The 21,230-nt window shown below is 63.8% G+C and carries 15 protein-coding genes; 10 read left to right on the plus strand and 5 right to left on the minus strand.

Going from position 1 to position 21,230, the window contains the following annotated elements:
* Positions 1 to 19: 19 nt before the first annotated feature.
* The 3 genes from BJY26_RS17515 to BJY26_RS17525 all read left to right on the plus strand — a co-directional run bounded on the left by BJY26_RS17515 (position 20) and on the right by BJY26_RS17525 (position 4,707).
* Complete coding sequence (locus BJY26_RS17515) at positions 20 to 1,573, plus strand: acetolactate synthase large subunit (protein ID WP_179429464.1); 1,554 nt, start codon at positions 20 to 22, stop codon at positions 1,571 to 1,573.
* A 326-nt stretch (positions 1,574 to 1,899) separates the two neighbouring features.
* Complete coding sequence (gene glsA, locus BJY26_RS17520; protein WP_179429465.1) at positions 1,900 to 3,714, plus strand: glutaminase A; 1,815 nt, start codon at positions 1,900 to 1,902, stop codon at positions 3,712 to 3,714.
* An 81-nt stretch (positions 3,715 to 3,795) separates the two neighbouring features.
* On the plus strand, positions 3,796 to 4,707 hold the full coding sequence (locus tag BJY26_RS17525) for an NADP-dependent oxidoreductase (protein ID WP_218852489.1): 912 nt from the start codon (positions 3,796 to 3,798) through the stop codon (positions 4,705 to 4,707).
* 103 nt (positions 4,708 to 4,810) lie between these two features.
* On the opposite strand, the gene BJY26_RS17530 is transcribed toward BJY26_RS17525, so the two are convergent.
* Genes BJY26_RS17530 through BJY26_RS17545 form a run of 4 tightly spaced genes read right to left on the minus strand, consistent with a single transcriptional unit; the run spans position 4,811 to position 9,198 of the window.
* Complete coding sequence (locus tag BJY26_RS17530) at positions 4,811 to 5,794, minus strand: D-ribose ABC transporter substrate-binding protein (RefSeq protein ID WP_179429467.1); 984 nt, start codon at positions 5,792 to 5,794, stop codon at positions 4,811 to 4,813.
* A gap of 58 nt (positions 5,795 to 5,852) precedes the next feature.
* The gene (locus BJY26_RS17535; protein WP_179429468.1) at positions 5,853 to 6,995 is read right to left on the minus strand and encodes an ABC transporter permease; all 1,143 of its coding nucleotides are present in this window, start codon (positions 6,993 to 6,995) and stop codon (positions 5,853 to 5,855) included.
* Positions 6,992 to 8,557: a sugar ABC transporter ATP-binding protein gene (locus BJY26_RS17540; protein ID WP_179429469.1), complete on the minus strand. Its 1,566-nt coding sequence runs from the start codon at positions 8,555 to 8,557 to the stop codon at positions 6,992 to 6,994. The genes BJY26_RS17535 and BJY26_RS17540 overlap by 4 nt, the downstream gene beginning before the upstream one ends.
* Entirely contained in the window at positions 8,554 to 9,198 is a 645-nt protein-coding gene (locus BJY26_RS17545; RefSeq protein WP_179429470.1) for a DUF2291 family protein, read from the minus strand. The genes BJY26_RS17540 and BJY26_RS17545 overlap by 4 nt, the downstream gene beginning before the upstream one ends.
* A 145-nt stretch (positions 9,199 to 9,343) precedes the next feature.
* Here BJY26_RS17545 and BJY26_RS17550 point away from each other — a divergent pair, with 145 nt between their 5' ends.
* The gene (locus BJY26_RS17550) at positions 9,344 to 10,306 is read left to right on the plus strand and encodes a sugar-binding transcriptional regulator (protein WP_179429471.1); all 963 of its coding nucleotides are present in this window, start codon (positions 9,344 to 9,346) and stop codon (positions 10,304 to 10,306) included.
* Between the two features lie 32 nt (positions 10,307 to 10,338).
* Here the strand turns inward: BJY26_RS17550 and BJY26_RS17555 are convergent, their stop codons facing one another.
* On the minus strand, positions 10,339 to 11,856 hold the full coding sequence (locus tag BJY26_RS17555) for an asparagine synthase-related protein (RefSeq protein ID WP_237249185.1): 1,518 nt from the start codon (positions 11,854 to 11,856) through the stop codon (positions 10,339 to 10,341).
* A gap of 458 nt (positions 11,857 to 12,314) precedes the next feature.
* On the opposite strand from BJY26_RS17555, the gene BJY26_RS17560 reads away from it, so the two are divergent.
* From BJY26_RS17560 to BJY26_RS17585, 6 genes are all read left to right on the plus strand, one after another.
* On the plus strand, positions 12,315 to 13,358 hold the full coding sequence (locus BJY26_RS17560) for an IS110 family RNA-guided transposase (protein ID WP_179425479.1): 1,044 nt from the start codon (positions 12,315 to 12,317) through the stop codon (positions 13,356 to 13,358).
* Positions 13,359 to 13,504: 146 nt separating this feature from the next.
* A complete protein-coding gene (locus BJY26_RS17565; protein ID WP_179429472.1) occupies positions 13,505 to 14,734 on the plus strand; it encodes an ROK family transcriptional regulator in 1,230 nt (409 codons plus the stop codon).
* A 102-nt stretch (positions 14,735 to 14,836) separates the two neighbouring features.
* Complete coding sequence (locus tag BJY26_RS17570) at positions 14,837 to 16,180, plus strand: extracellular solute-binding protein (RefSeq protein WP_179429473.1); 1,344 nt, start codon at positions 14,837 to 14,839, stop codon at positions 16,178 to 16,180.
* A gap of 3 nt (positions 16,181 to 16,183) precedes the next feature.
* Positions 16,184 to 17,110, plus strand: a complete 927-nt coding sequence (locus BJY26_RS17575; RefSeq protein WP_372465396.1) for a carbohydrate ABC transporter permease — start codon at positions 16,184 to 16,186, stop codon at positions 17,108 to 17,110.
* A gap of 1 nt (position 17,111) precedes the next feature.
* On the plus strand, positions 17,112 to 17,969 hold the full coding sequence (locus tag BJY26_RS17580; RefSeq protein ID WP_179429474.1) for a carbohydrate ABC transporter permease: 858 nt from the start codon (positions 17,112 to 17,114) through the stop codon (positions 17,967 to 17,969).
* Positions 17,970 to 18,017: 48 nt separating this feature from the next.
* Positions 18,018 to 21,041 carry an alpha-mannosidase gene (locus BJY26_RS17585; protein WP_179429475.1) on the plus strand — a complete coding sequence of 1,008 codons (3,024 nt, stop codon included), beginning with the start codon at positions 18,018 to 18,020 and terminating at the stop codon, positions 21,039 to 21,041.
* Positions 21,042 to 21,230 lie beyond the last annotated feature (189 nt).

The raw sequence follows: 21,230 nt of genomic DNA on the forward strand, positions 1-21,230 counted from the left end.
AAATGAGAGAAGGTATCGAATGAACGGGGCTGACCGGCTGATCTCGACCCTGACCAAGAACGGCGTGCAGGTGTGCTTTGCCAATCCGGGAACGTCGGAAATGCATTTTGTGGCCGCACTGGATCGTTCCCCCGACTTGAAATGCGTGCTGGGCCTCTTCGAGGGCGTGGTCACGGGCGCGGCCGATGGATATGCACGGATGACCGGGGTGCCGGCGGCAACCTTGCTACACCTGGGGCCCGGTCTGGCGAACGGTATGTCGAACCTGCACAATGCACTTCGAGCGCGCTCCCCGATCGTCAACATCATCGGCGACCATGCGACCTATCACCGGCAATACGACGCGCCGTTGACCAGCGATATCGAGGGAGCTGCCCGCCCGTTCAGTTCGTGGGTACGGGCATCGCCGACGGCGGATGCCATTGCCACGGACGCCGCTGCGGCCATCACTGCGGCACGAACGGCGCCGGGCGGCGTCGCGTCATTGATCCTTCCCGCGGACACCTCGTGGTCCGAGCCGATCGCGGACGCGCCGTTGCCCGACGCGGTGTTGACCCGCCCGCAGCCGGTCGACGACGCGAAAGTGCGCGCAGTTGCCGAAATTCTCCGCACCGGCGAACCGACAGGGCTGATTGTGTCGACGGACGCGACTCGGGACACCGACACGCTCGATACCGCCGGACGGATCGCCGCCGCCACGGGCGCGCGCGTGCTCATGCTGAACAACACGGCCGTGACCAAACGCGGAGCCGGTAGGGTGCCGGTGGAGCGGATTCCCTACCCCGTTCCGGCCGCGGTCGAGTTCCTCAAGGACTTCAAGAACCTGATCCTCGTCGGCACGAAGCCGCCGGTTTCCTTCTTCGCCTATCCGGATAAGCCGAGTGAAGAATTTGCTCCGGGCACTCGCATCCAGGAACTCGCCACCGACCGGACGGATGCCCGCGCAGCACTCGAGGCGCTGGCCGGTGAACTCGGCGCGTCGTCCTACTTGCCGATCCGAGCCGAGCTCGACGTGCCGGAGATGCCGACAGGGTCCATCGACGGCGACAAGCTCGCTGATTTCCTCGCCGTGCGAATTCCGGACAACGGCATAGTCGTCGACGAGTCGATCACGACGGGCAGAAGCTTTTACGCAAGGACGGCGACGGCGCGGCCGCACGACTATCTCGTCGGCACCGGCGGATCGATCGGCTATGCCATGGCGAATTCCATCGGCGCAGCCACCGCCTGCCCGGACCGAGAAGTGATCACGTTGGAAAGTGACGGCTCCGGACTGTATATGCCGCAAGCCCTGTGGACACAGGCTCGGGAGAACCTCAACATCACGACGCTCGTATTTTCCAATCGCAAGTATCAAATCCTGCGAAACGAGATGCAGGGCGTTCAAGCGGACTTCGGGGGGCCGCGGGCGGAAAGTCTGATGGACTTGTCCAATCCTCAGATCGACTGGGTTCAGCTCGCCGGCGCAATGGGGGTGCCGGGCCACAGGGCCACCACGATGGAGGAGCTCAATGCCGCTTTCGACGGTGCCGGGCAGGTTACCGGCCCCACACTCATCGAGGTCTCGCTTTAGCCGGACAACATCTGCCGCGGCCAATGAGCATGTCGGACTTGCATAATGCAGACCTAAAAGGTAAAGCTATGCATGAGAACGCGATAAGGTATCGACAACCTTAATCCCCCCGATATTGGGTCCGATACTGCGTTTATGCCCTCGCTGCGCGCGGTGGTTCAGGAGCGTCGCCCGTAAACGGGCGACGCTCTTCACCGTTTTGGCGTAGTTCGCGTAGGTCGCACAGTGTCGATACTCGTGCATTTCGTTGTCGGGAAGGCGTCGTCGGTGGTGACAAGTCGAAACCCGCTCTCGCCCAAGCCGTGGATCTTCCATACGCTTAAGGGATGGAATCGCCGCTCGACAGCTATCTGCGCGCGCTGCACGCCGACATCGCCTCACTCACCGGCGGCACGCCGTATTCGGCCGGGCCCGGAACGCCCGACCCCGATCCCAGTCAATTCGGCATCTGCCTGGCCACGGCGGACGGCTACGTGTATCAGGTTGGCGACACGGCGAGCGAGTTTTCCATCCAATCGATATCGAAGCCATTCACGTACGGCCTCGCGCTGGCGGATCTCGGGATGGACGCCGTCGACGAGAAGGTCGATGTGGAGCCCTCCGGAGACCCGTTCAACGAAGTGTCGTTGACGAAGTCCAGCGGCCGTCCGCCCAACGCCATGGTGAACGCCGGCGCACTAGCCGCCACCGGGCTGATCAAGGGGTCGGGCGGCAAGTCCGCGATCAAGCGAATCGTCCGAACGTATTCGGAATTCGCGGGACGCCATCTGACCATCGACAAGCATGCCGTCGATGCCGAGATCAAAATCAGCGACCGTAATCACGCATTTGCCTATTTGCTCAGTTCATACGGCATCATCGAGGGCGACCCGACCGCTGTGTTGAAGAACTATCTGCGGCAATGCTCGGTGCAGGTGACCTGCCGAGACCTGTCCATCATGGCGGCAACACTGGCCAATGGCGGCACCAACCCGGTGACGGGTGTGCAGGCCATGGACATCGGCCCGGTCGAACGGGTCCTGTCGGTCATGATGACGTCCGGAATGTACGACGATGCGGGTTCCTGGGTGGCCAGTGTCGGTATGCCGGCGAAATCCGGCGTCGGCGGAGGCATCATTGCCGTCCTGCCCGGCGAGGTCGGTCTCGCCGTGTACTCGCCGCCGCTCGACCATCACGGCAATAGCGTGCGCGGCGTTGCCGTCAGCGAACGGCTCTCCCATGACATGGAAATGCATTTCGTGCGTTCGGCTCGTCCCGGACGCAGCGCAATTCGTGCCTCCTACGACATTACCCACGCGCCGTCCGGCATCAGACGCACCGATGAAGGTGCCGCGCTGCTGCTCGAATTCGGCAATCGGGCGCAAGTGATCGAGCTGACCGGCGACCTCATCTTCGCCGGCACCGAATCGATGGTGCGTGAGGTCAGCGGTCTCGACTCATCGGTTGAATTCGTCGTGCTGGACGTTCGCCGCGTCGACGACGTCGGCGCGGTTGCCCTGACGATGTTCCAACGTTTGGCTGCTTCTCTGGCCGACGAACACCGCGAGCTCCTCCTCATCGACGGCGAAGGAAGCTTAGCGGACGCGCTGAACAACTCGGGGCACGCAGTTCCCACGTTCCGCACGCGCACGGCGGCCGTCGAACACTGCGAAGACCGCCTGCTCGCCATCCACGGTGCGGGACTGAACCTTCCGGCCACTGTCTCGGTCGCCGCCTCCCCCGCCCTGAGCCCGATGGATCCGGCCGACATCGCCGAACTTGCCAAGTTGATGGAACGCCGGCGGTACGACGACGGTGAAATCGTCCGACGGGTCGGGCAACGATTCGGCGGCATCTTCTTCATCGTTTCCGGTCAGATTCTCACGCTGACGACGGGTCCGGACGGCAAACGGATCCGGCTGAGCACGTTGAGCGCCGGCATGACGTTCGGCGAGTTGGCACTCGGCAGCGAAGACAGACAAGAAACGACGGAAAAGGCCGACGGCCCGGTCGAACTCATGGTGCTGGAGGCGGACAACCTGGCCAAGCTCGAAGACGAAAATCCCCGCCTCGCCACCGAGTTGTGGAAGGCCCTGACCCGCGACGCGTACACCCGAGTCGACCAGTACCTGCGCGAGACCGCCGTCCGGATTCGCGACTGACGCCGCAAGCCGGTACCGCCCGGCGCGGCCCGGCACGGGAATACGCCATCTCGGGCCTGGGTTCCCTCAGGCATGAAAGCTGTGAAATTCGACAAGTACGGCGGCGTGGACGTTCTCGAGGTTCGCGAGGTCGACGATCCCGAGGCCGGGCATCATCAAGTGATCGTGCGTGTGAAGGCCGCCGGCATCAACCCCGGTGAGACGACGATTCGTTCCGGCGCCCTCGACGCCCAATTCCCGGCGAAGTTTCCCGAAGGCGAGGGCAGCGATCTTGCGGGCGTCATCACGGCCGTCGGAACGGACGTCACGGACTTTGCCGTCGGGGACGAAGTGATTGGCTTCACCAACGAACGCGCCAGCCACGCGGAATTCGTCGCCGTGGAGGACTCGCAGCTCATTCGCAAGCCGGCAGCAGTGGCGTGGGAAGTCGCCGGCGCACTGTTCGTCGCCGGCACGTCCGCTCGCGCGCTGGTCGACGCGACCGACATTCGAAGCGGCGACACGGTAGTCATCTCGTCGGCTGCCGGCGGCACGGGGTCGTTGACGAGCCAGCTGGCTCTCAACGCGGGCGCCCGGGTGATCGGTCTGGCAAGCCCGGACAACCACGAGTGGTTGCAAGGGCTTGGCGTGATCCCTGTTGACTATCACGGCGAAGGACTTGCCGACCGGGTCCGGGATGCCGCTGCCGGTGCGTCGATCGATGCGCTGCTCGACACGCACGGCGGCGGATACGTCGAGCTCGGATTCGAACTCGGCATCACGCCGTCCCGCATTGCCAGCATCGCGGATTTCGCGGCCGGGGATAAGGGCGCCCGGGTGGTGGGCCACAGTGCTGCCGCGACTGCCGACGTGCTCCGGGATCTTGCGGACGCCGTCGCCGCCGGACGACTCGAGGTACCGATAGCGGCGACCTATCCGCTCGACGGGGTACGCGACGCGTACACCGAAGTCGAGCGCCGGCGGACGCGCGGCAAAATCGTCCTCATCCCCTAGCCGGTTCTCGTCCCGTCTCGTAAAGCGCCCCGCCGCGTATAGCCCGCGCCGTCATGACGGCGCGGGCTATACGCGGCGGGGCGCTTTACGGTCGGCTAGCAGGTTACTTCAGTTGGAAGTCCTTGTACTTGCCGATGTTCTTCTTCGTGATCAACGAGCAATCGAACGACTGCTTTTCTTGAGGCGCTCCGGTCTTACCGGTCTTGAGATACTTATCGGCTTCGTCGACCGCCTTCTTGGAGAATTCGACGACGGGCTGGAGCACCGTGTAATCCTGGCTGCCGGCCTTGATCGCGTCGGCAGCGTCCGGAATCCCGTCGAAACCGCCGACTACCACCTTGTCGAGCTTTCCGGCTTCCTTCAACGCCGCAATCGCGCCGAGCGCCATCGTGTCGTTTCCGGAAAGGACGCCGTCGATGTCCGGATGTGCCTGCAAGATCGACTGCATCTTGTCATGGCCGAGTTTCTGATCCCATCCGGCGACCTGGGTTTCGACGAGTTTCATCTTCGGGTACTGCGACAGCACGGTCTTATACCCGTTCGACCTGGTCGCCGAGTTGTTGTCGGACGACGGTCCTTTCAACTCGACGTACTTACCCTTGCCGCCCATCGCCTTGACGAACTGCTTGGCGCCGAGCGCGGCACCCTGAGCGTTGTTGGACACGAGCTGGGCCTTGGCCAGGCCCTGCTTGTTGATCTCGGCATTGACCAAGAACACCGGAATGTCGGCCTTCACGATCTTCTTGACGGCGCCGATCGAGCCGTTGGCGTTGGCCGGGTCGAGCAAGATCGCCTTCGACCCCTTGGTGATGGCCGAGTCGACGAGGTCGCTTTCCTTCTTGGTATCGCCCTTGTGAGCCGTCACGCTGACCTTGTAACCAAGCTTCTTGCCCTCGGCTTTGACGGCGTCGGCCTCGGCCGACCAGAACGGGTTGGCCGGGTCGTTCGTGATCAGCGAGATGAGGCCGCCCTTCGAGTCCTTGCTCGCCGAGTCCTTACTGCTCGAATCCGATGACGAGCCGCCGCATCCTGACATTCCGATGACCACGGCAGCGGCCGTGAGCATCACTCCAATTTTTCGATACATCGTTAGTCCTTTCACGTGGTACGTAGCCGAATGGTGTTGGGAGCCGTGCTGAGTTCGATCACCCGGCAGACGGTGATGAGCCGACCTCCTTCCTCTCCAGGTCGACTTCTCCGCCGGCCGGGTCCGCCCCGAGATCTCCGGCGGTCGGAGTCTGCCGGGACTTGGCCTTCTTGGACCGGTATTGGACGCGGTTGAGCATGACGGCGAACACGATCACGGCACCGGTGAAGACCATCTGCCAGTACTCCGAGACCCCGATGATGACCAGCCCGTCGGACAGGAAGCCGATCACGAATGCTCCGACCAGGGTGCCGCGGATGTTGCCGCGGCCGCCCATCAAACTGGCTCCGCCGATGACGACCGTCGCGATGGCCGTCAACTCGAAGGTGTCGCCGGTGGTCGGATTGGCCGACGTGAGCTCGGAGGCGATCACGACGCCGGCGAACGCCGCGCAGATCCCGGAGATCACGTATACGCTGATCTTCACGTTTTTGATCGGTATGCCGGAAAGCTCGGCAGCGCGTTCGTTGCCTCCCGAGGCGTACAGCCACCGGCCGAACGAGGTCTTGTTCAGCAGAATGCTGCCGATGATCGCCAGCACCACCATGATCAGCACGCCGATCGGAATGCCGAGGTACGAATCGAATCCCACGTGGTTGAACCCCGTGTTGCCGAGCGATTCCTTGCCTTGCAGGTTGGGATAGGTCTTGCCGTCGGTGATCAGCAGCGCCGCGCCGCGCACCACGTACAGCATGCCCAGGGTGGCAACGAACGGCGCGACGCCGAACTTCGACACCAGTACGCCGTTGATGACGCCGACCAGTGCGCCCACCGCGACGGCGCACAGTACGACGACCCACACGGCCGGGTACAACGTGACGCCGAATGCCGGCAGGTGCACGCCCTGTAGCAGGTACCCGGCCACCACGCCGGACAAGCCGACCGTCGACCCCACCGACAGGTCGATGCCGCCGTTGAGGATGACCAGCAGCATCCCGATCCCCAGGAAGGCGAACGTCGCGACATGCTGGGACATCACCAGCAAGTTGTTGACGGTGAAGTAGTTTGGCGACAGCAACGAAAAGATGATGATGATGACGAGCAGCGCAAAGAACGCTCGCCCCTCCAGCAAGATCTTTCCGATGTCGAAGCCGGACGACGTCCGTCCGGAGTTCTTGGCCGTCCGTTCCGCTGTGCTCATGGCTCGATTCCGTTCGTCGTGCCGGCGACCGCCTCGCCCGAGGCGGCCATGACTTGTTCTTTGGTTGCCGTCGCGGCGTCGAATTCGGCGGAGATCCTGCCCCGCCGCATCACTATCACCCGGTGCGCAATACTCAATGCTTCTCCGACTTCCGAGGTGGAGTACAAAACGGCAAGGCCCTTACCGGCCAATTCGGCAAGCAGGCCGAAGACTTCGGCTTTCGCGCCGACGTCGATTCCGCGGCTCGGTTCGTCGAGCAGGAATACTTTCGGGTCGGTGACAAGCACCTTGCCGATCACGACCTTTTGCTGGTTTCCGCCGCTCAACGCGCCGATCGCGGCCCCTTCGCCGGACGTCTTGACGCCGACGCTTGAGATACCGCGGCTGACCAGCCGATGTTCGGCCGACTTCGACAACAGCGAATTCTTCACCAGCGCGCCCAGGCTCGCCAGCGAGAGGTTTCGCCCGACCGACATGGTCTGTACCAGGCCGTCGCGCTGGCGATCTTCGGGCACGAGGCCCAGACCGAGCCGGATACGTTCGGCGATGGACCGCCCGGCCAAGGACTTGCCTTCGAGAAAAACGTCACCGCCGACTAGCGGCGAGCGGCCCGCGAGCGCTTCGAGCATCTCGGTGCGTCCTGCGCCCATCAGCCCGTAAATGCAGACGATCTCGCCGCCGTGCACGTCGATCGACACGCCGTCCACCGCCAGCCGCTCCGGATTCGTCGGATCGGCGACCTGCACGTCGGCGATCCGCAAGGCCACCCGGTCGGACTCGACGGCGTCGGGCGGCGACCCGAGGTCGAAATTCCGCCCGACCATGCGCGTGACTATCCAATCGAGATCGACGTTGGACACGTCGTCCTGCGCCACTATCGCGCCGTCGCGCAGGACGACCGCCACGTCGGTCACCTGCAGAGCCTCTTCGAGATGGTGCGAGATGTACACGATCGAGACGCCGGACTCCGTGAGGTCGTGGATCACCTTGAACAGCACCTCGACCTCGGCAGCGCTGAGGGCGGACGTCGGCTCGTCCATGATCAAAATGCGTGCGTTGACGGACAGCGCCCGCGCGATCTCGACGATCTGCTGCTGGCCGAGCCGTAAATCGGCGACCGGGGTGAGCGGATCGATGTCCTCGCCCAGACGGTCGAGGAGCTCGCGCGACTGGCGATGTTCGGCTTTGAAGTCGACGGCGCCGGAGCGCGTTCGGATTTCGCGTCCCATGAAGATGTTGTCGCGCACGTTCATGTTGGGCGCCAGGCTCAGCTCTTGGTGGATGATCGACACGCCGTGATCCCGGGCGGCGACGGTGGACGCGAACTCGACGATCTCGCCGTCGAGTTCAAGCGATCCGGACGTCGGCTGTTCCACTCCGGAAAGGATCTTCATCAACGTCGACTTGCCGGCCCCGTTCTCGCCGAACAACGTGGTGACCTCGCCCTGGGAAATCTCGAAGGTGACGCCTTTGAGCGCATGCACGCCGCCGTAGCGCTTCTCGACGTCGATGGCCCGGAACAGCGTAGTCCGCTCGGCGGGGGCAGCCGGCTCGGCGCTCATTTGCCGACCTTGATCTTGACCGGCACGATCATGAATGCGGCAGGATTCACGAACTGGAATGCGCCGGTCACCGTGACCGTCTTACCGGCCAGTTTTTTGGCGTCGACCTTGGCCAGCACCTTCTTCTTGACCTGGTTGTTCAGCTGTGCACCCACGTTTTGATACGCGATCTGATTCTTGAACTGCGGAAAATGCACGGTGCCGGACGCATCACGGATCGCCGTGCCGTTGAGGGCCGGGCCCATTTGCACGTACGCGGTGGCGCCCTTGGCCAGTCCCGCGACGGTGACCTTCATCCGGCCGGTGCCGTCGACCTTGCCGGCCTTGCCCGTGAGAGTCACGGAGTACACCGGAGCGGAGGTGCCCTCGATGACGCCGTATTTCTTGGCTGCCGCCTTTTGATCCTTGGCAATGGCCTTGGACACCTTCGGCAGCGGCACTGCCCGCTTTTCAATTGCCGGCACGATGTCGGCCGAGTAGTGCTTCTTGGCGAAATTCGCCGGGGTTGCCGCATGTTGTTTGGCCTTGTTCGCTTCGGCGGTCGTTTGAACCTTCGTGCCGAAGCCCATGGCCACGAGAAGGACGATCACGGCACCACTGATGATCAGTGTCCGCATCCGCCGGGACGCCGCGTGTGACAAGAGAGCTCCTTAATCGCCATCATTCCGCCGTTGGACGTGATTGCTCTCACTATAGAAGTGATCTGCACGCATGTACAGTATTTTTGTTCACGAATTTGATGCCCAGAACAACAGTTCATGAGAAACTAAGGGGGTGCACGACTCCATGGAGACCGCAAACGGCGGCGGACAAGCGGGACGCTATTCTTCGGCGGCCCTCTATACCGCGGCCATGATGTACTACCGCGAAGGCGCAAACCAGGCCGAAATCGCCGACCGACTGAAAATCTCCCGGGCCAGCGTGAGCCGGCTCCTGACCGAGGCCCGGCGATCGGGGATCGTGCAAATCGAAGTCCACGAGCCCCGCGACACCGACCGTGCGGAACTGGAACAGCGGTTGGCCGATTTCCTGAAGATCGACAAGGCGTACTTGTCGGCGCCGCTGAACGGCAATGAGCACCAATCCGTCATCGGCGTGACCTTGGCCCCCGCCGCGTCACGGGCCTTGCGCGAGGTCGGCCTGTTGGCCGGCGACGTCCTGCTGGTCTCGTCCGGGCGCACCGTCTACGAGATCGCGCAACAAAATCTCCCGCAGTTTCCCGGCGTGGTGGTGGCGCCAACCGTCGGCGGACAAGAATCGCCGGATCCGTGGTTCCAAACGAACGAGACCACGCGGGCGCTTGCCGCGAAGATCGGCGGCCATCCGCGGTTCCTCTACGCGCCCGCTCTCCCGGGCCCGGATCTGGAGCGTATGCTCCGCGCCGAACCGGTGATCCGGCGAGTGCTGGCCCTGTGGGAAAAGGCCGAATGCGCACTTGTCGGCGTCGGCGCGCCACCGTTGAAACGCGAATCGGTCCCGGAGTTCGTGCCCATGGACGCCGCTTCGCTCAAGGACGCCGTCGGCGACATGTGCACGCGGTTCTTCGACAGGAGCGGTTCCCCGGTCGACTACCCCGGCAGCGATCGGCTGATCGCACTCGGCCTGGAGGCACTGGCCCGGGTTCCGGTCACCATTGCGGCAGCCGTCGGCCGGGACAAGTCCGAGGGAATTACTGCGGCGGCGCGCGCCGGATACTTCAACCGGCTGGTGACGGACCAGCACACTGCCGAATCGATCTTGGCCGACTAAGTGCCGATTCGAGGCGCCGCGGGCTATGCGGGTTACGCCTCGACGAAGCGGCCGACCGTCGTCTGCGCGTTCACGCCCGGCAGCGATTCGGTGAACAGGCGATAGTAGGCGAGTTCTTCGCGGGTGCGGATCGGCGGTTCGAGCTCGCGCGCGTCCCGGGCGAGCTCGTCGTCGCTCACGGTGGCGCCGAAATGCCGTCGCAGCACGTCGTTCATGCCGGTGCCCTGCCCGAACTGTTCCTTCGGACGCCACAGCACTTCGCCGGGGACCCAGCCGTCGAACGCACGCCGCAACAGCCATTTCGCCTCGCGCTCCGGCGTGGTGAGCTTCCAACCGGGCGGAAGTGCCAGTGCCAACTCCACGACGTCCAGATCCAAGAACGGCAATCGGGTTTCCATGCCGTTGGCCGCAGCGACGCGGTCGACGCGCTGCAGCCCGCCGATATGCATGCCGGCGATGGTGGCCAGGAGCTCCTCGTGCAGGGCGACCCCGGATTCGTACCGGCCGTAATGACTGTAGCCCGCGAACAGCTCGTCCGCGCCCTCGCCGACCAGCACGATCGAAACGTGGCGGGATGCCAGTTGCGAGACGAGATGGTTCGGCACGGCGCTGTGCACGAGCGTCGGGTCAAAGGATTCCAGGCTGGCGATGACGTCGGGGACCAGTGCAATGGCGTCGTCGGCCGTATAGATCTCCTCGTAGTGGTCGGTGCCGGCGAACTCCGACATGGCGCGAGCCGCCGCGAGATCGGCGCTTCCCTCCATACCGACCGCGAATGTTTTCAACCGGGTACCGTTCTCGCGTGCCCGCCGGGCGGCGATCGCCGTCACTATCGACGAATCCACGCCACCGGAGAGCAGGACGCCGACCTCGGGCTCGGCGTCCAGACGCCGTTCGACCGCGCGGACCAGCGTCTCGCGGACGGCGTCGAACACCCAGGCCGGCGGTTCCTCTTCGGGGGCGCGGCTTTGCAGCAGCACCGGAACCTCGGCCGGCTCGGCGCCCGAATCGACAAGGCCGTCGTCCGGCGTCCAGACGTGCCCGGGCGGGAACGGCGCAACCAGCGGTCGCCAATCGGCGTCGAACGCCTTCATCTCGGAAGCAAAGAGTGTCGTGTCGCCGCGACGCGCCCAATAGAGCGGCGCAATGCCGAGCACGTCGCGTCCGACCGCGAACCGGCCGTCATCTGCGGCCATGACGAGCGCGTACGTCCCCCACAACTGGTCGAACGCGGCCGGGCCGATCGCGTCGAAGAGCGCCAAGGCGGCCTCGAAGTCGGAATCGGAGTCGTAGTGCACGTCGGCCAGGCGGGCGCGGATGCGATTGTGATTGTAGATCTCGCCGTCGCCGACCATGTGGGCGGAGCCGCTGGCGATCGGTTGGCCGCCGTGCCGCGGATCGGTGATCGAAAGGTACCGGCTTCCCAACCACGCGTCGCCGACCTGGGTCGAGCCCACGCCGTGCGGACCGCGGTGAGCCAGCCGACTGAGCATCCGGTCACCGAGAGCCGGATCGAAGGGGCCGTGGGCTGCGACTATGCCTGACATCATTTCCTTTGTCTGCCGGTAATGCTTTCGTAGTTCCGACATTACGCGCCCGGCCGACCCCTCCTCCATCGAGTGGCGGCGAATGGCTGCCTCCCTCCGCCACGTTCCACCCAGCCGCGCGTTGCTCCGCGCCGAGTGGTGGCGAATGGCTGCGAAATCGGCGATTTCGCAGCCATTCGCCACCACTCCTTTACTGGTGTGTGGCTGGCCTGGTTGTTAGCTGGCAGGCTGGTAACTGGTCTCTTGTGGCGTGTCTCTCCACCACTCGGCCCCTCTGTTGAGGTGTCTTTGCGTCGACTTGACCACGATAAGAGGCCGGTGCCGGCCTGACCGTGTCGAAGGCTTGATAGAAGTATGCCCACCCCGTATGTGGGGGTGTGGCCCTTAAAGGAGATGCCTCCACACACTATTTCCAGACCGGCACCGTGACAGTCACGAACCGTGAAGGAGACGTAACCATCATGACTATCGTCGCAGACACCTACGATCATGTCATCGGCGTGGACACCCACGCCCGCACGCACACCTATGCCCTCGTCAACGCCCGCACCGGCGGCATTGAGAAAACGAAAACGTTCCCGACCCACCCGGCCGGACTAGCCCGAGCCCTGACCTGGATCAGCCAAGTCACCGGCACCGTGTTGATCGCCTGCGAGGGAACCGGCTCCTACGGGCGCCAACTGGCCCTCCTGCTGGCCGACGCCGGCCTGCAAGTGACCGAAGTGCGCCCACCAGCCAAAACCAGCCGAGTCGGTACCGGTAAGACCGACAACATCGACGCCCGCACCGCTGCCCGCGGGATTCTGGGCACCGACACCGACCAGCTCATCACACCCCGCGCGCCAGGCGCCCGCCACGCCCTGGCAGTGCTCCTCGCCGCCCGCCTACGCCTCGACGCCCACCGCACCCGGCTGAAAAACTCACTCACCGCGCTATGCCGCGACACCAACCTCGGCATCGACGCCCGCACCGGCATCACCAACGCTCAAATCACCACCATCGCCGCCTGGCGAACCCGAACCACCGACGACCTCGACACCACCACCTGCCGCGACGAAGCCCGCCGCATAGCCAAAGAAATCCACCACCTCACCGCCGAACTCGCCGCCAACCGAGAACGCCTGGCCACCATCATCACCGACACCACGCCAGCCCTCCTCGACATCAACGGCGTCGGCCCCATCAACGGCGCGAAAATCCTCAACGCCTACTCCCACCACGGCCGCATCCGCACCGAAGCCGCATTCGCCAAACTCGCCGGCACCGCCCCATTACCAGCATCCTCCGGCAACACCACCCGACACCGGCTATCACGCTACGGCGACCGGCAACTCAACTCAGCACTCCACCGCATCGCCATGACCCGACTCGCCCACGACCCCGCCACCCAGGCATACCGCGACAAACGCACCACCCACGACGCCAGCAACCGCGACATCCACCGAAGCCTCAAACGCTACATAGCCCGAGAAATCTACCGAAACCTCGAACACATCACCGCTTGACACAACCATAGAAGTGTCGGCGCGCAGGTGGGCACCGTGGACGAGGACGAATTACGCAATCGCCATTGCGACGGTGTCATTTGCCCACCCGGTGGTATGTTCGCGGCTAAAGTTATCCCAACAATTAGATAAACAAGGATGATGGCATGAGGCGCGGATCGAATCTGGGGCAGCTCGGCGGCTTCAATCAGGCGGTGATTCTCGACAGCATCCGCCGCGCCGCGGACGGCGTGAGCCGCACGGAGCTCGCACAATCGACCGGATTGACGACTCAGACCGTGTCAAACATCGCGCGGCGACTGCTCGACCAGCGGCTGATTCGCGAGGACCGGACGACCTCGAGCGGACCCGGAAAACCCCGGATCGTGCTCGAACTGGAAGGCGGCACGCTCTACGCGGCCGGCATCCACATCGACCCGGCGGTGATCACGTTCGTCTTGCTGGACCTGCGCGGAACCGTGGTGGCCCGCGCCCGCCGCAATATGCCGGCCTCGCCCGCGCCGAACAAGATCGTGCGTCTGATGGCGAGGGCCATCGACAAGATGATCGCCGACGCCGGCATCGCCCGATCGAAACTCCTGGGTATCGGCATCGCCTCACCGGGCCCGATCGACGAAGAACACGGGATCGTCGTGGGCCCTCCTCTGCTGCAGGGTTGGACTACCGTGCCGCTGCGATCGGCCCTGTACGAAGCAACGCATTTGCCGATCCTCCTCAACAAGGACTCCACCGCCGCGGCCGTTGCCGAGTTGTGGTTCGGCGGCTCGCGCGACCCGGGCAGTTTTGCGTTCATCTACCTCGGCACGGGCATCGGCGCCGGGCTGGTGCTCGACAATGCCGTCGTCCAAGGCTCACACAACAATCTCGGCGAGATCGGCCATCTCTGCTCCGGCGAGGACGGCCCCCTCTGCGACTGCGGCCGGGCGGACTGCGTCGGCGCTGCCACGAGCCCTCGCTATCTTGTCGGACAAGCCGTCGACGCGGGGCTGATCGACGCACGACCGGAAACCGCACACCCGCGCGAGATCAACGTCGCCTACCGAAAGCTTTGCAAGCTCGCGGACGCGGACGACCCGCACGCACGACGCATCGTCGACGATGCCGCGCGAAAACTCGGCAGAGCAGTCGAAGACATCGCCAATATGCTCGATCTCGACAAGGTCATTTTCGGGGGCCCGATGTGGTCGCCGATAGCCGATCACGTCCTGCGCCGATTGGGCCCCGTGCTGAAGCGCCGCTTTGTGGCAACCGCGATCCACGAGGTCGAATTGTCCGGATCGCGTCTTGGCGACAACGTCGGCGCGATCGGCGCCGCCTCATTGGTCCTCGACCACAAGCTGTCGCCGGACCCGGCCGGGCTGATATTGAATTCGTAGCCTCCTCCCCCTTGCGATGTATGTCACATTCGGCTAGCGTGCATCAGGATTAGTAAATCAACTTGATTGCTATATCCATTCGTTCGGATGCACGGAGGCATCATGAAGTCACTGAAGATAGCCGCAGCGCTCGTCTCGGCAGTTGCTCTCATCGCATCGTCCGGTTGCTCGGGGTCCGGGTCGGACGACAACACGGTGAAGGTCGCTTACGAGAAGTTCGGAAACTTCCAGGCTGCGGACACGCTGATGAAGCGCGTGAAGAAAGAGATGAAGAAGACGCATCCGGACGCCACCATCAAGCTGGTGCCCATTCAAGCCAAAGAGAACGACTACTACACGAAGCTCGCGCTCATGGAGCGTTCGCCGTCGACCGCACCCGACGTCATTTACGAGGACACATTCCAGATCAAGTCGGACGTCGCCGCCGGTCACCTCCTCGCCCTCGACAAGTACCTCAAGGGGTGGAAAGGCTGGAACCAGTTCGTCACGAAGTCCAAGCAAGCAGGACTCGGCGTCGACGGGAAGACGTACGGCGTCCCAATGGGGACCGATACGCGCGTGCTCTGGTACAACAAGAAGCTGCTGAAGAAGGCAGGGGTCTCCGTGCCCTGGCAGCCGAAGAATTGGCACGACATCCTCGCCACTGCGAAAAAGGTGCAGACTGCGGAGCCGAAGGTGATGGGGCTGAACGTCTTTTCCGGCAAATCCGCCGGGGAAGCCTCCACGATGCAGGGCTTTGAAATGCTGCTCTACGGCACCGGCGACACGCTCTACAAGGACAAGAAATGGGTCCTCGGCTCACAGGGCTTCAAAGACTCGCTGAAGTTCATCCAGACGCTGTACAAGAAGCACCTCGGCCCGAGCGCGAAGCAGTCCCTCGACACGCAAATCCAGAACACCGTGCCCGGCAGCTGGATGCCGAAGGGGAAGATCGCGATAAGTCTCGACGGCTCCTGGCTGCCCAGCACGTGGATCAAGGGAGGCGCCGCGGAGTGGCCGGCATGGGACAAGACGCTCGGTACCGCACTAATGCCGACGCAGAACGGCCAAGGCCCCGGGTTCACGAGCATGTCCGGCGGATGGACGCTGTCCGTCGGCAAGGACACGAAAGCACCCAAGCTCGCGTTCGATGTCATCAAGACGGCGCTGAACGAAAAGAATTCGACCAAGTTCGACATCGGAAATTCGCAGATCGCCGTCCGGAAGGACGTCGCAAGCGACCCGAAGTACACGAAATCCGATTCCTCGTTCGGCAAGACGTCGAAGGCGGTTCAGTACACGCATTACCGTCCGGCAACCGAAGACTACCCCAAGATCTCGAACAAGATTCAGGTGGCCATGGAAGCCGTCATGACCGGGCAGCAAACGCCGGCTCAGGCCGCCGCGGCATATGACAAAGCGGTAATCGAGATCGTCGGCAAAAAGCACACGACAACCGGGAAATAGATCGTGGCGTCGACAACTACCGAGCAGGTACGGAGCACTCCGGCACCGGCGGCGCCGAACCGACGCAAGCGGCATCCGACCCGATTCACCCCGCTCGTCCCGGCGATCATCCTGCTCGCGCTGTTCATGCTCGGGCCGATCGTCTGGTCGTTTTACGGCTCGTTCACGAACTCGGCGCTCACCGGGTCGGCAGCGCTGCATCCGGAATTCATCGGGCTGGACAACTACGTCAAGCTGTTCAGTTCGAGCGTGTTCCCTAAATCGCTGCTGCTCACGCTCGTCTTCGTGATCGGTTCGGCCGTGGTGGGTCAGACGGTGCTGGGGCTATTGCTCGCGATTCTGATGCGCGGCGCAAACTCCATAGTTCGCGGAGTTGTCGGCACCATCGTCGTCGCCGCCTGGGTGCTGCCCGAGATCGTTTCAGCATTCGTCGGCTACGCGTATTTTTCCGGTCATGGAACGTTGAACGCGATTTTGTCGTGGCTGCACGTGCCGACCGTCGATTGGCTCTTCTCCGCACCGATGCTGGCCGTGATCTTGGCAAACACATGGCGCGGCACTGCGTTTTCCATGATGCTGTACTCGGCCGCACTAACAAACGTGCCGACCGACGTGCTGGAGGCGGCGACGGTCGACGGCGCCGGTGAATGGCGCAAGCTCTTCTCCGTGACGTTGCCGATGATTCGCCGCACGATCACTACCACGCTGATGTTGATCACGCTGCAGACTCTGTCTATCTTCACGCTCATTTACGTGATGACGGCAGGCGGGCCCGGTTTTGACAGCTCAACGCTGCCGATCCTCGCCTACCAGCAGGCGTTCAAGTTTTCCAATCTCGGGTACGGCACCGCGATCGCGACGATCTTGCTCATCGTCGGCGCCGCGTTCTCCGTCATCTACCTCCGAGTCCTGAAACCGAAGGTTAACTGAGATGAGCGCCACGACTCCGCGCCTGTCCTTGTCCTCGCCGCGCCGGCTCGGCGTCGCCGGGCTGACCAACGGCATCCTGCTGTTCATCGCGCTGTGTTTCATCTTGCCGATGGCGTGGTTGATCCTCGCCTCGTTCGACACGAAGGCGACGCTGGCAGCCGGATGGCCCGGCCGATTCTCGTTCGAGAACTTCCGGGTCGTGCTCACTCCGGACGTGTCACTGGTGCCGCTGCTGAACAGCCTCGTACTCGCGGGCGCGTCGGCAATCGTCACGGTAATCGTCGCGGTGCTCGCCGCATACCCGCTCTCGCGGTACAACCTGCGCATCGGCAAACCGTTCATGTACGCGATACTTTTCGGCACCGGACTGCCCATCACTGCCATGATGGTTCCCGTTTACCAGCTCTTCGTCCGGCTCAATCTGCTCGATTCCGTCGGCGGCACTATCTTCTTCATGGCTGCCACGCAGCTGCCCATGGCGGTATGGATGACCAAGAACTTCATGGACGACGTGCCGGTCAACCTCGAAGAGGCCGCATGGATCGACGGCGCCTCGTCCATGAAGACGCTCACGCGCGTCGTCGTGCCGCTCATGCGCCCGGGCATCGCCGTCGTTTTCGTGTTCGTCTTCGTCGAGGCCTGGGGCAACTTCTTCATCCCATTCGTCCTACTGCTCAGTCCGGACCGGCTGCCCGCCGCCGTGAGCATCTTCAACTTCTTCGGCCAGCACGGCGCCGTCGCCTATGGCCAGCTTGCCGCATTCTCGCTCATTTACTCGGTACCAGTCGTCACCCTGTACGTGTTGGTGCAACGGTTCATCGGCGGCGGCTTCTCGCTGGGCGGAGCGCTCAAAGGGTGACCGCTCGCCGAGCGACAAACCGAGCGACAACCGGAAAGGGAACTATTCATGCATGACCGGACATCGATCACCGAGGGCCGCTTGGACCGGTTCGTCGACGAGTTTCTGCGGCCGGCGATCTACGGACGCTCCACGCCACTCACCTGCGAAGCGTGGCCGGTGCCCGGCGAGCCCATTCCCTTCGAGGACGCCCGAGCCGGGCACTACGAACCGCTGCCGACCGGTGTGCAGTGGGGCCGTCCCTGGTCGACCTTGTGGCTGCATCTGACCGGTACCGTACCGTCCGGTTGGGGCGCCGGCCGCGACGCCGTTGTCGAACTCGTCATTGATCTGGGGTTCGACGCCGATCATCCCGGTTTTCAATGCGAGGGCACCGCATACCGGCCCGACGGCACGATCATCAAGGGAATCTCGCCGCGTAACCAGCACGTGCCGGTCGACGCCGGCGACGGCTCCGACGGTATCGACATCTATGTCGAAGCCGCCGCCAACCCGAACGTCGCCGGGCAATTCGCGTTCGACAAGACGCCGCTGGGCGACAAGGCCACGGCCGGCGACGAACCGCTTTACCGGCTCAATAGGCTCGATATCGCCGAGCGCAACGTGACGGTGTGGGAATTGTGTCAGGACGTCGTCGCATTGCGCGGACTGCTGGCCGTGCTGCCGGCCGACCTACCGCGACGCGCACACATTCTTGCCGCACTCGAGCAAATGGTGGACGTGATGGATCCGGACGACGTGCCGGGCACCGCCGCGACCGGCCGTGAGGCCCTGGCCGGCGTCCTTGCAAGCCCCGCGTACGCGAGCGCGCACACGCTTTATGCCGCCGGTCACGCCCACATCGACAGCGCGTGGCTGTGGCCGGTGCGAGAAACCATCCGCAAATGCGCGCGCACGTTTTCCAACGTCGTCGATCTCATGGACGCCGATCCCGATTTCGTCTTCGCGTGCTCGTCGGCGCAACAGCTGGCATGGATCAAGGACGGTTATCCGGAGTTGTTCGAACGCATTCGCGCGAAAGTCGACGCCGGTCAGTTCGTGCCGGTCGGAAGCATGTGGGTCGAGTCGGACACCAATATGCCGGGTTCGGAGGCGATGGCCAGGCAGTTCATCGAGGGCAAGAACTTCTTCTCCCGTGAATTCGGCGTCAATACGGAAGAGGTCTGGCTGCCCGATTCTTTCGGGTATTCCGCGGCCCTCCCCCAGATCGCCGCGGCTGCCGGTGCCCGCTGGTTCCTCACCCAAAAGATCTCGTGGAATCAAACGAACAAGATGCCGCACCACACGTTCACCTGGGAGGGCATCGACGGCACGCGGATCTTCACGCACTTCCCACCGGTCGACACGTACAACTCCGACTTGTCCGCACGGGAGCTGGCCCACGCCGAGAGGACGTACCTGGAAAAGGGGAACGGGACGTCGTCCCTCGTTCCGTTCGGCTGGGGCGACGGAGGCGGCGGGCCGACCCGCGAAATGCTCGCATCGGCCAACCGTTTTCACGATCTCGAAGGCTCGCCGCGGGTCAAGGTGGCGTCCCCGCGCGACTTCTTCACCCATGCCGAAGCCGAGTACGCGAACCCGCCGGTCTGGGTCGGTGAAATGTACCTTGAGCTGCACCGCGGAACTTATACGTCGCAACTTCGCACAAAACAGGGAAATCGCCGCAGCGAACACCTCTTGCGCGAAGCCGAACTATGGGCGGCGACGGCTGCCGTTCGAGCCGGGGCCGACTACCCCTACGACGAGTTGTCCACGGTCTGGCACCAAGTGCTGCTGCAGCAGTTTCACGACATCTTGCCGGGCAGCTCGATTGCGTGGGTGGCGCAGGATGCCGAACGCCACTATGCGGATATCGCTGCACGGCTCGACCAGCTCATTGCCGATTCGGCGCGCCGACTCGTCGGGGACGGCGACCGAACACTCGTGTTGAACGCGGCGCCGCATGATCGCCACGGCGTACCGGCCATGGGAATCGCCGAACCGGTCGGAGCCGACGCCGGCGTCGAGGTAACCCGGGCTGGCGATGAGTACATGCTCGACAACGGCCGTATCCGAGCAGTCGTGGATTCTTCCGGGCGGTTGACATCATTGCTCGACTACGCGACAGGCCGGGAAGCCGTCCCGGCGGGCGAATTCGGCAACTCGCTCGAGATCTATCGGGATACGCCCAACCAATGGGATGCGTGGGATATCGATGCGCACTATCGACGGAATCGGCGGGTGCTGGACGCCGCCGACTCGGTGAGTCTCGTCCAGGAGGACGGCGATGTGCACGTCGTCGTCGAGAAGCATTTCGGCCGCTCGCAGATCAGGCAGACAATTTCGCTGGCCGCCGGCTCGGACTCGCTCGAGATCGCCACTGTCGTCGACTGGCACGAGGAAAAGAAGCTGCTCAAGGTCGCGTTTCCGCTCGATGTCCGGGCCGACCGGTCGGCGTCCGAAACTCAGTTCGGCCATGTCTTCCGTCCGACGCACGAGAACACGTCGTGGGAAGCCGCGAAATTCGAGATCTGCGCCCACCGTTGGATTCACGTCGGCGAGCCCGGGTACGGCGTCGCGGTTGCGAACGATTCCACCTACGGCCACGACATCACGCGCGACGTGCGACCCGACGGCGGCACGACCACCTGGGTGCGGCCATCGCTGCTGCGCGCGCCGACGTATCCCGATCCGCACAGCGACCAAGGCGAGCACACCATGCGTCTGACTGTTCGCCCCGGCGCGACGATCGCGGACGCCGTCGAAGAAGGCTACCGAGTGAATCTCACCGAGCGAACTCTCTCGGGCGGCCGGAGCGTCGACCCGTTGGTGACCGTCTCGAATCCGGCCGTCGTGGTCGAGGCCGTGAAACTTGCGGATGATCGGAGCGGCGACGTCGTCGTGCGATTGTATGAATCCCGCGGCGAGCGCTCCGGCGCCACCGTCGCCGCAACGTTCGCCGCCGCGGGGACTACGGTGACCGATCTCTTGGAACGGGACATCGAAGCTCCCGCCGGCGTTCACCTGGAGCAGCAATCGGCGACCGTGACGCTGCGTCCGTTCCAAATACTGACGCTGCGGTTCGCGCGGTAGGCCGCGGCTTCAACCGTCGGGCACGGTTCGCAGGGTGGAGCGCGGCGGTTCACACGGTGGCGGCCAGGTACGCACCGTGGAGGCCGGCGCTGATTCCGGTCCGCCGAGTGGTGGCGAATGGTGGTGCCCTTCCATCGAGTGGTGGTGAATGGCTGAATTTCGTGCCGAAATTCAGCCATTCACCACCAC

The organism is Spelaeicoccus albus (assembly GCF_013409065.1).
GTDB classification, from domain to species: domain Bacteria; phylum Actinomycetota; class Actinomycetes; order Actinomycetales; family Brevibacteriaceae; genus Spelaeicoccus; species Spelaeicoccus albus.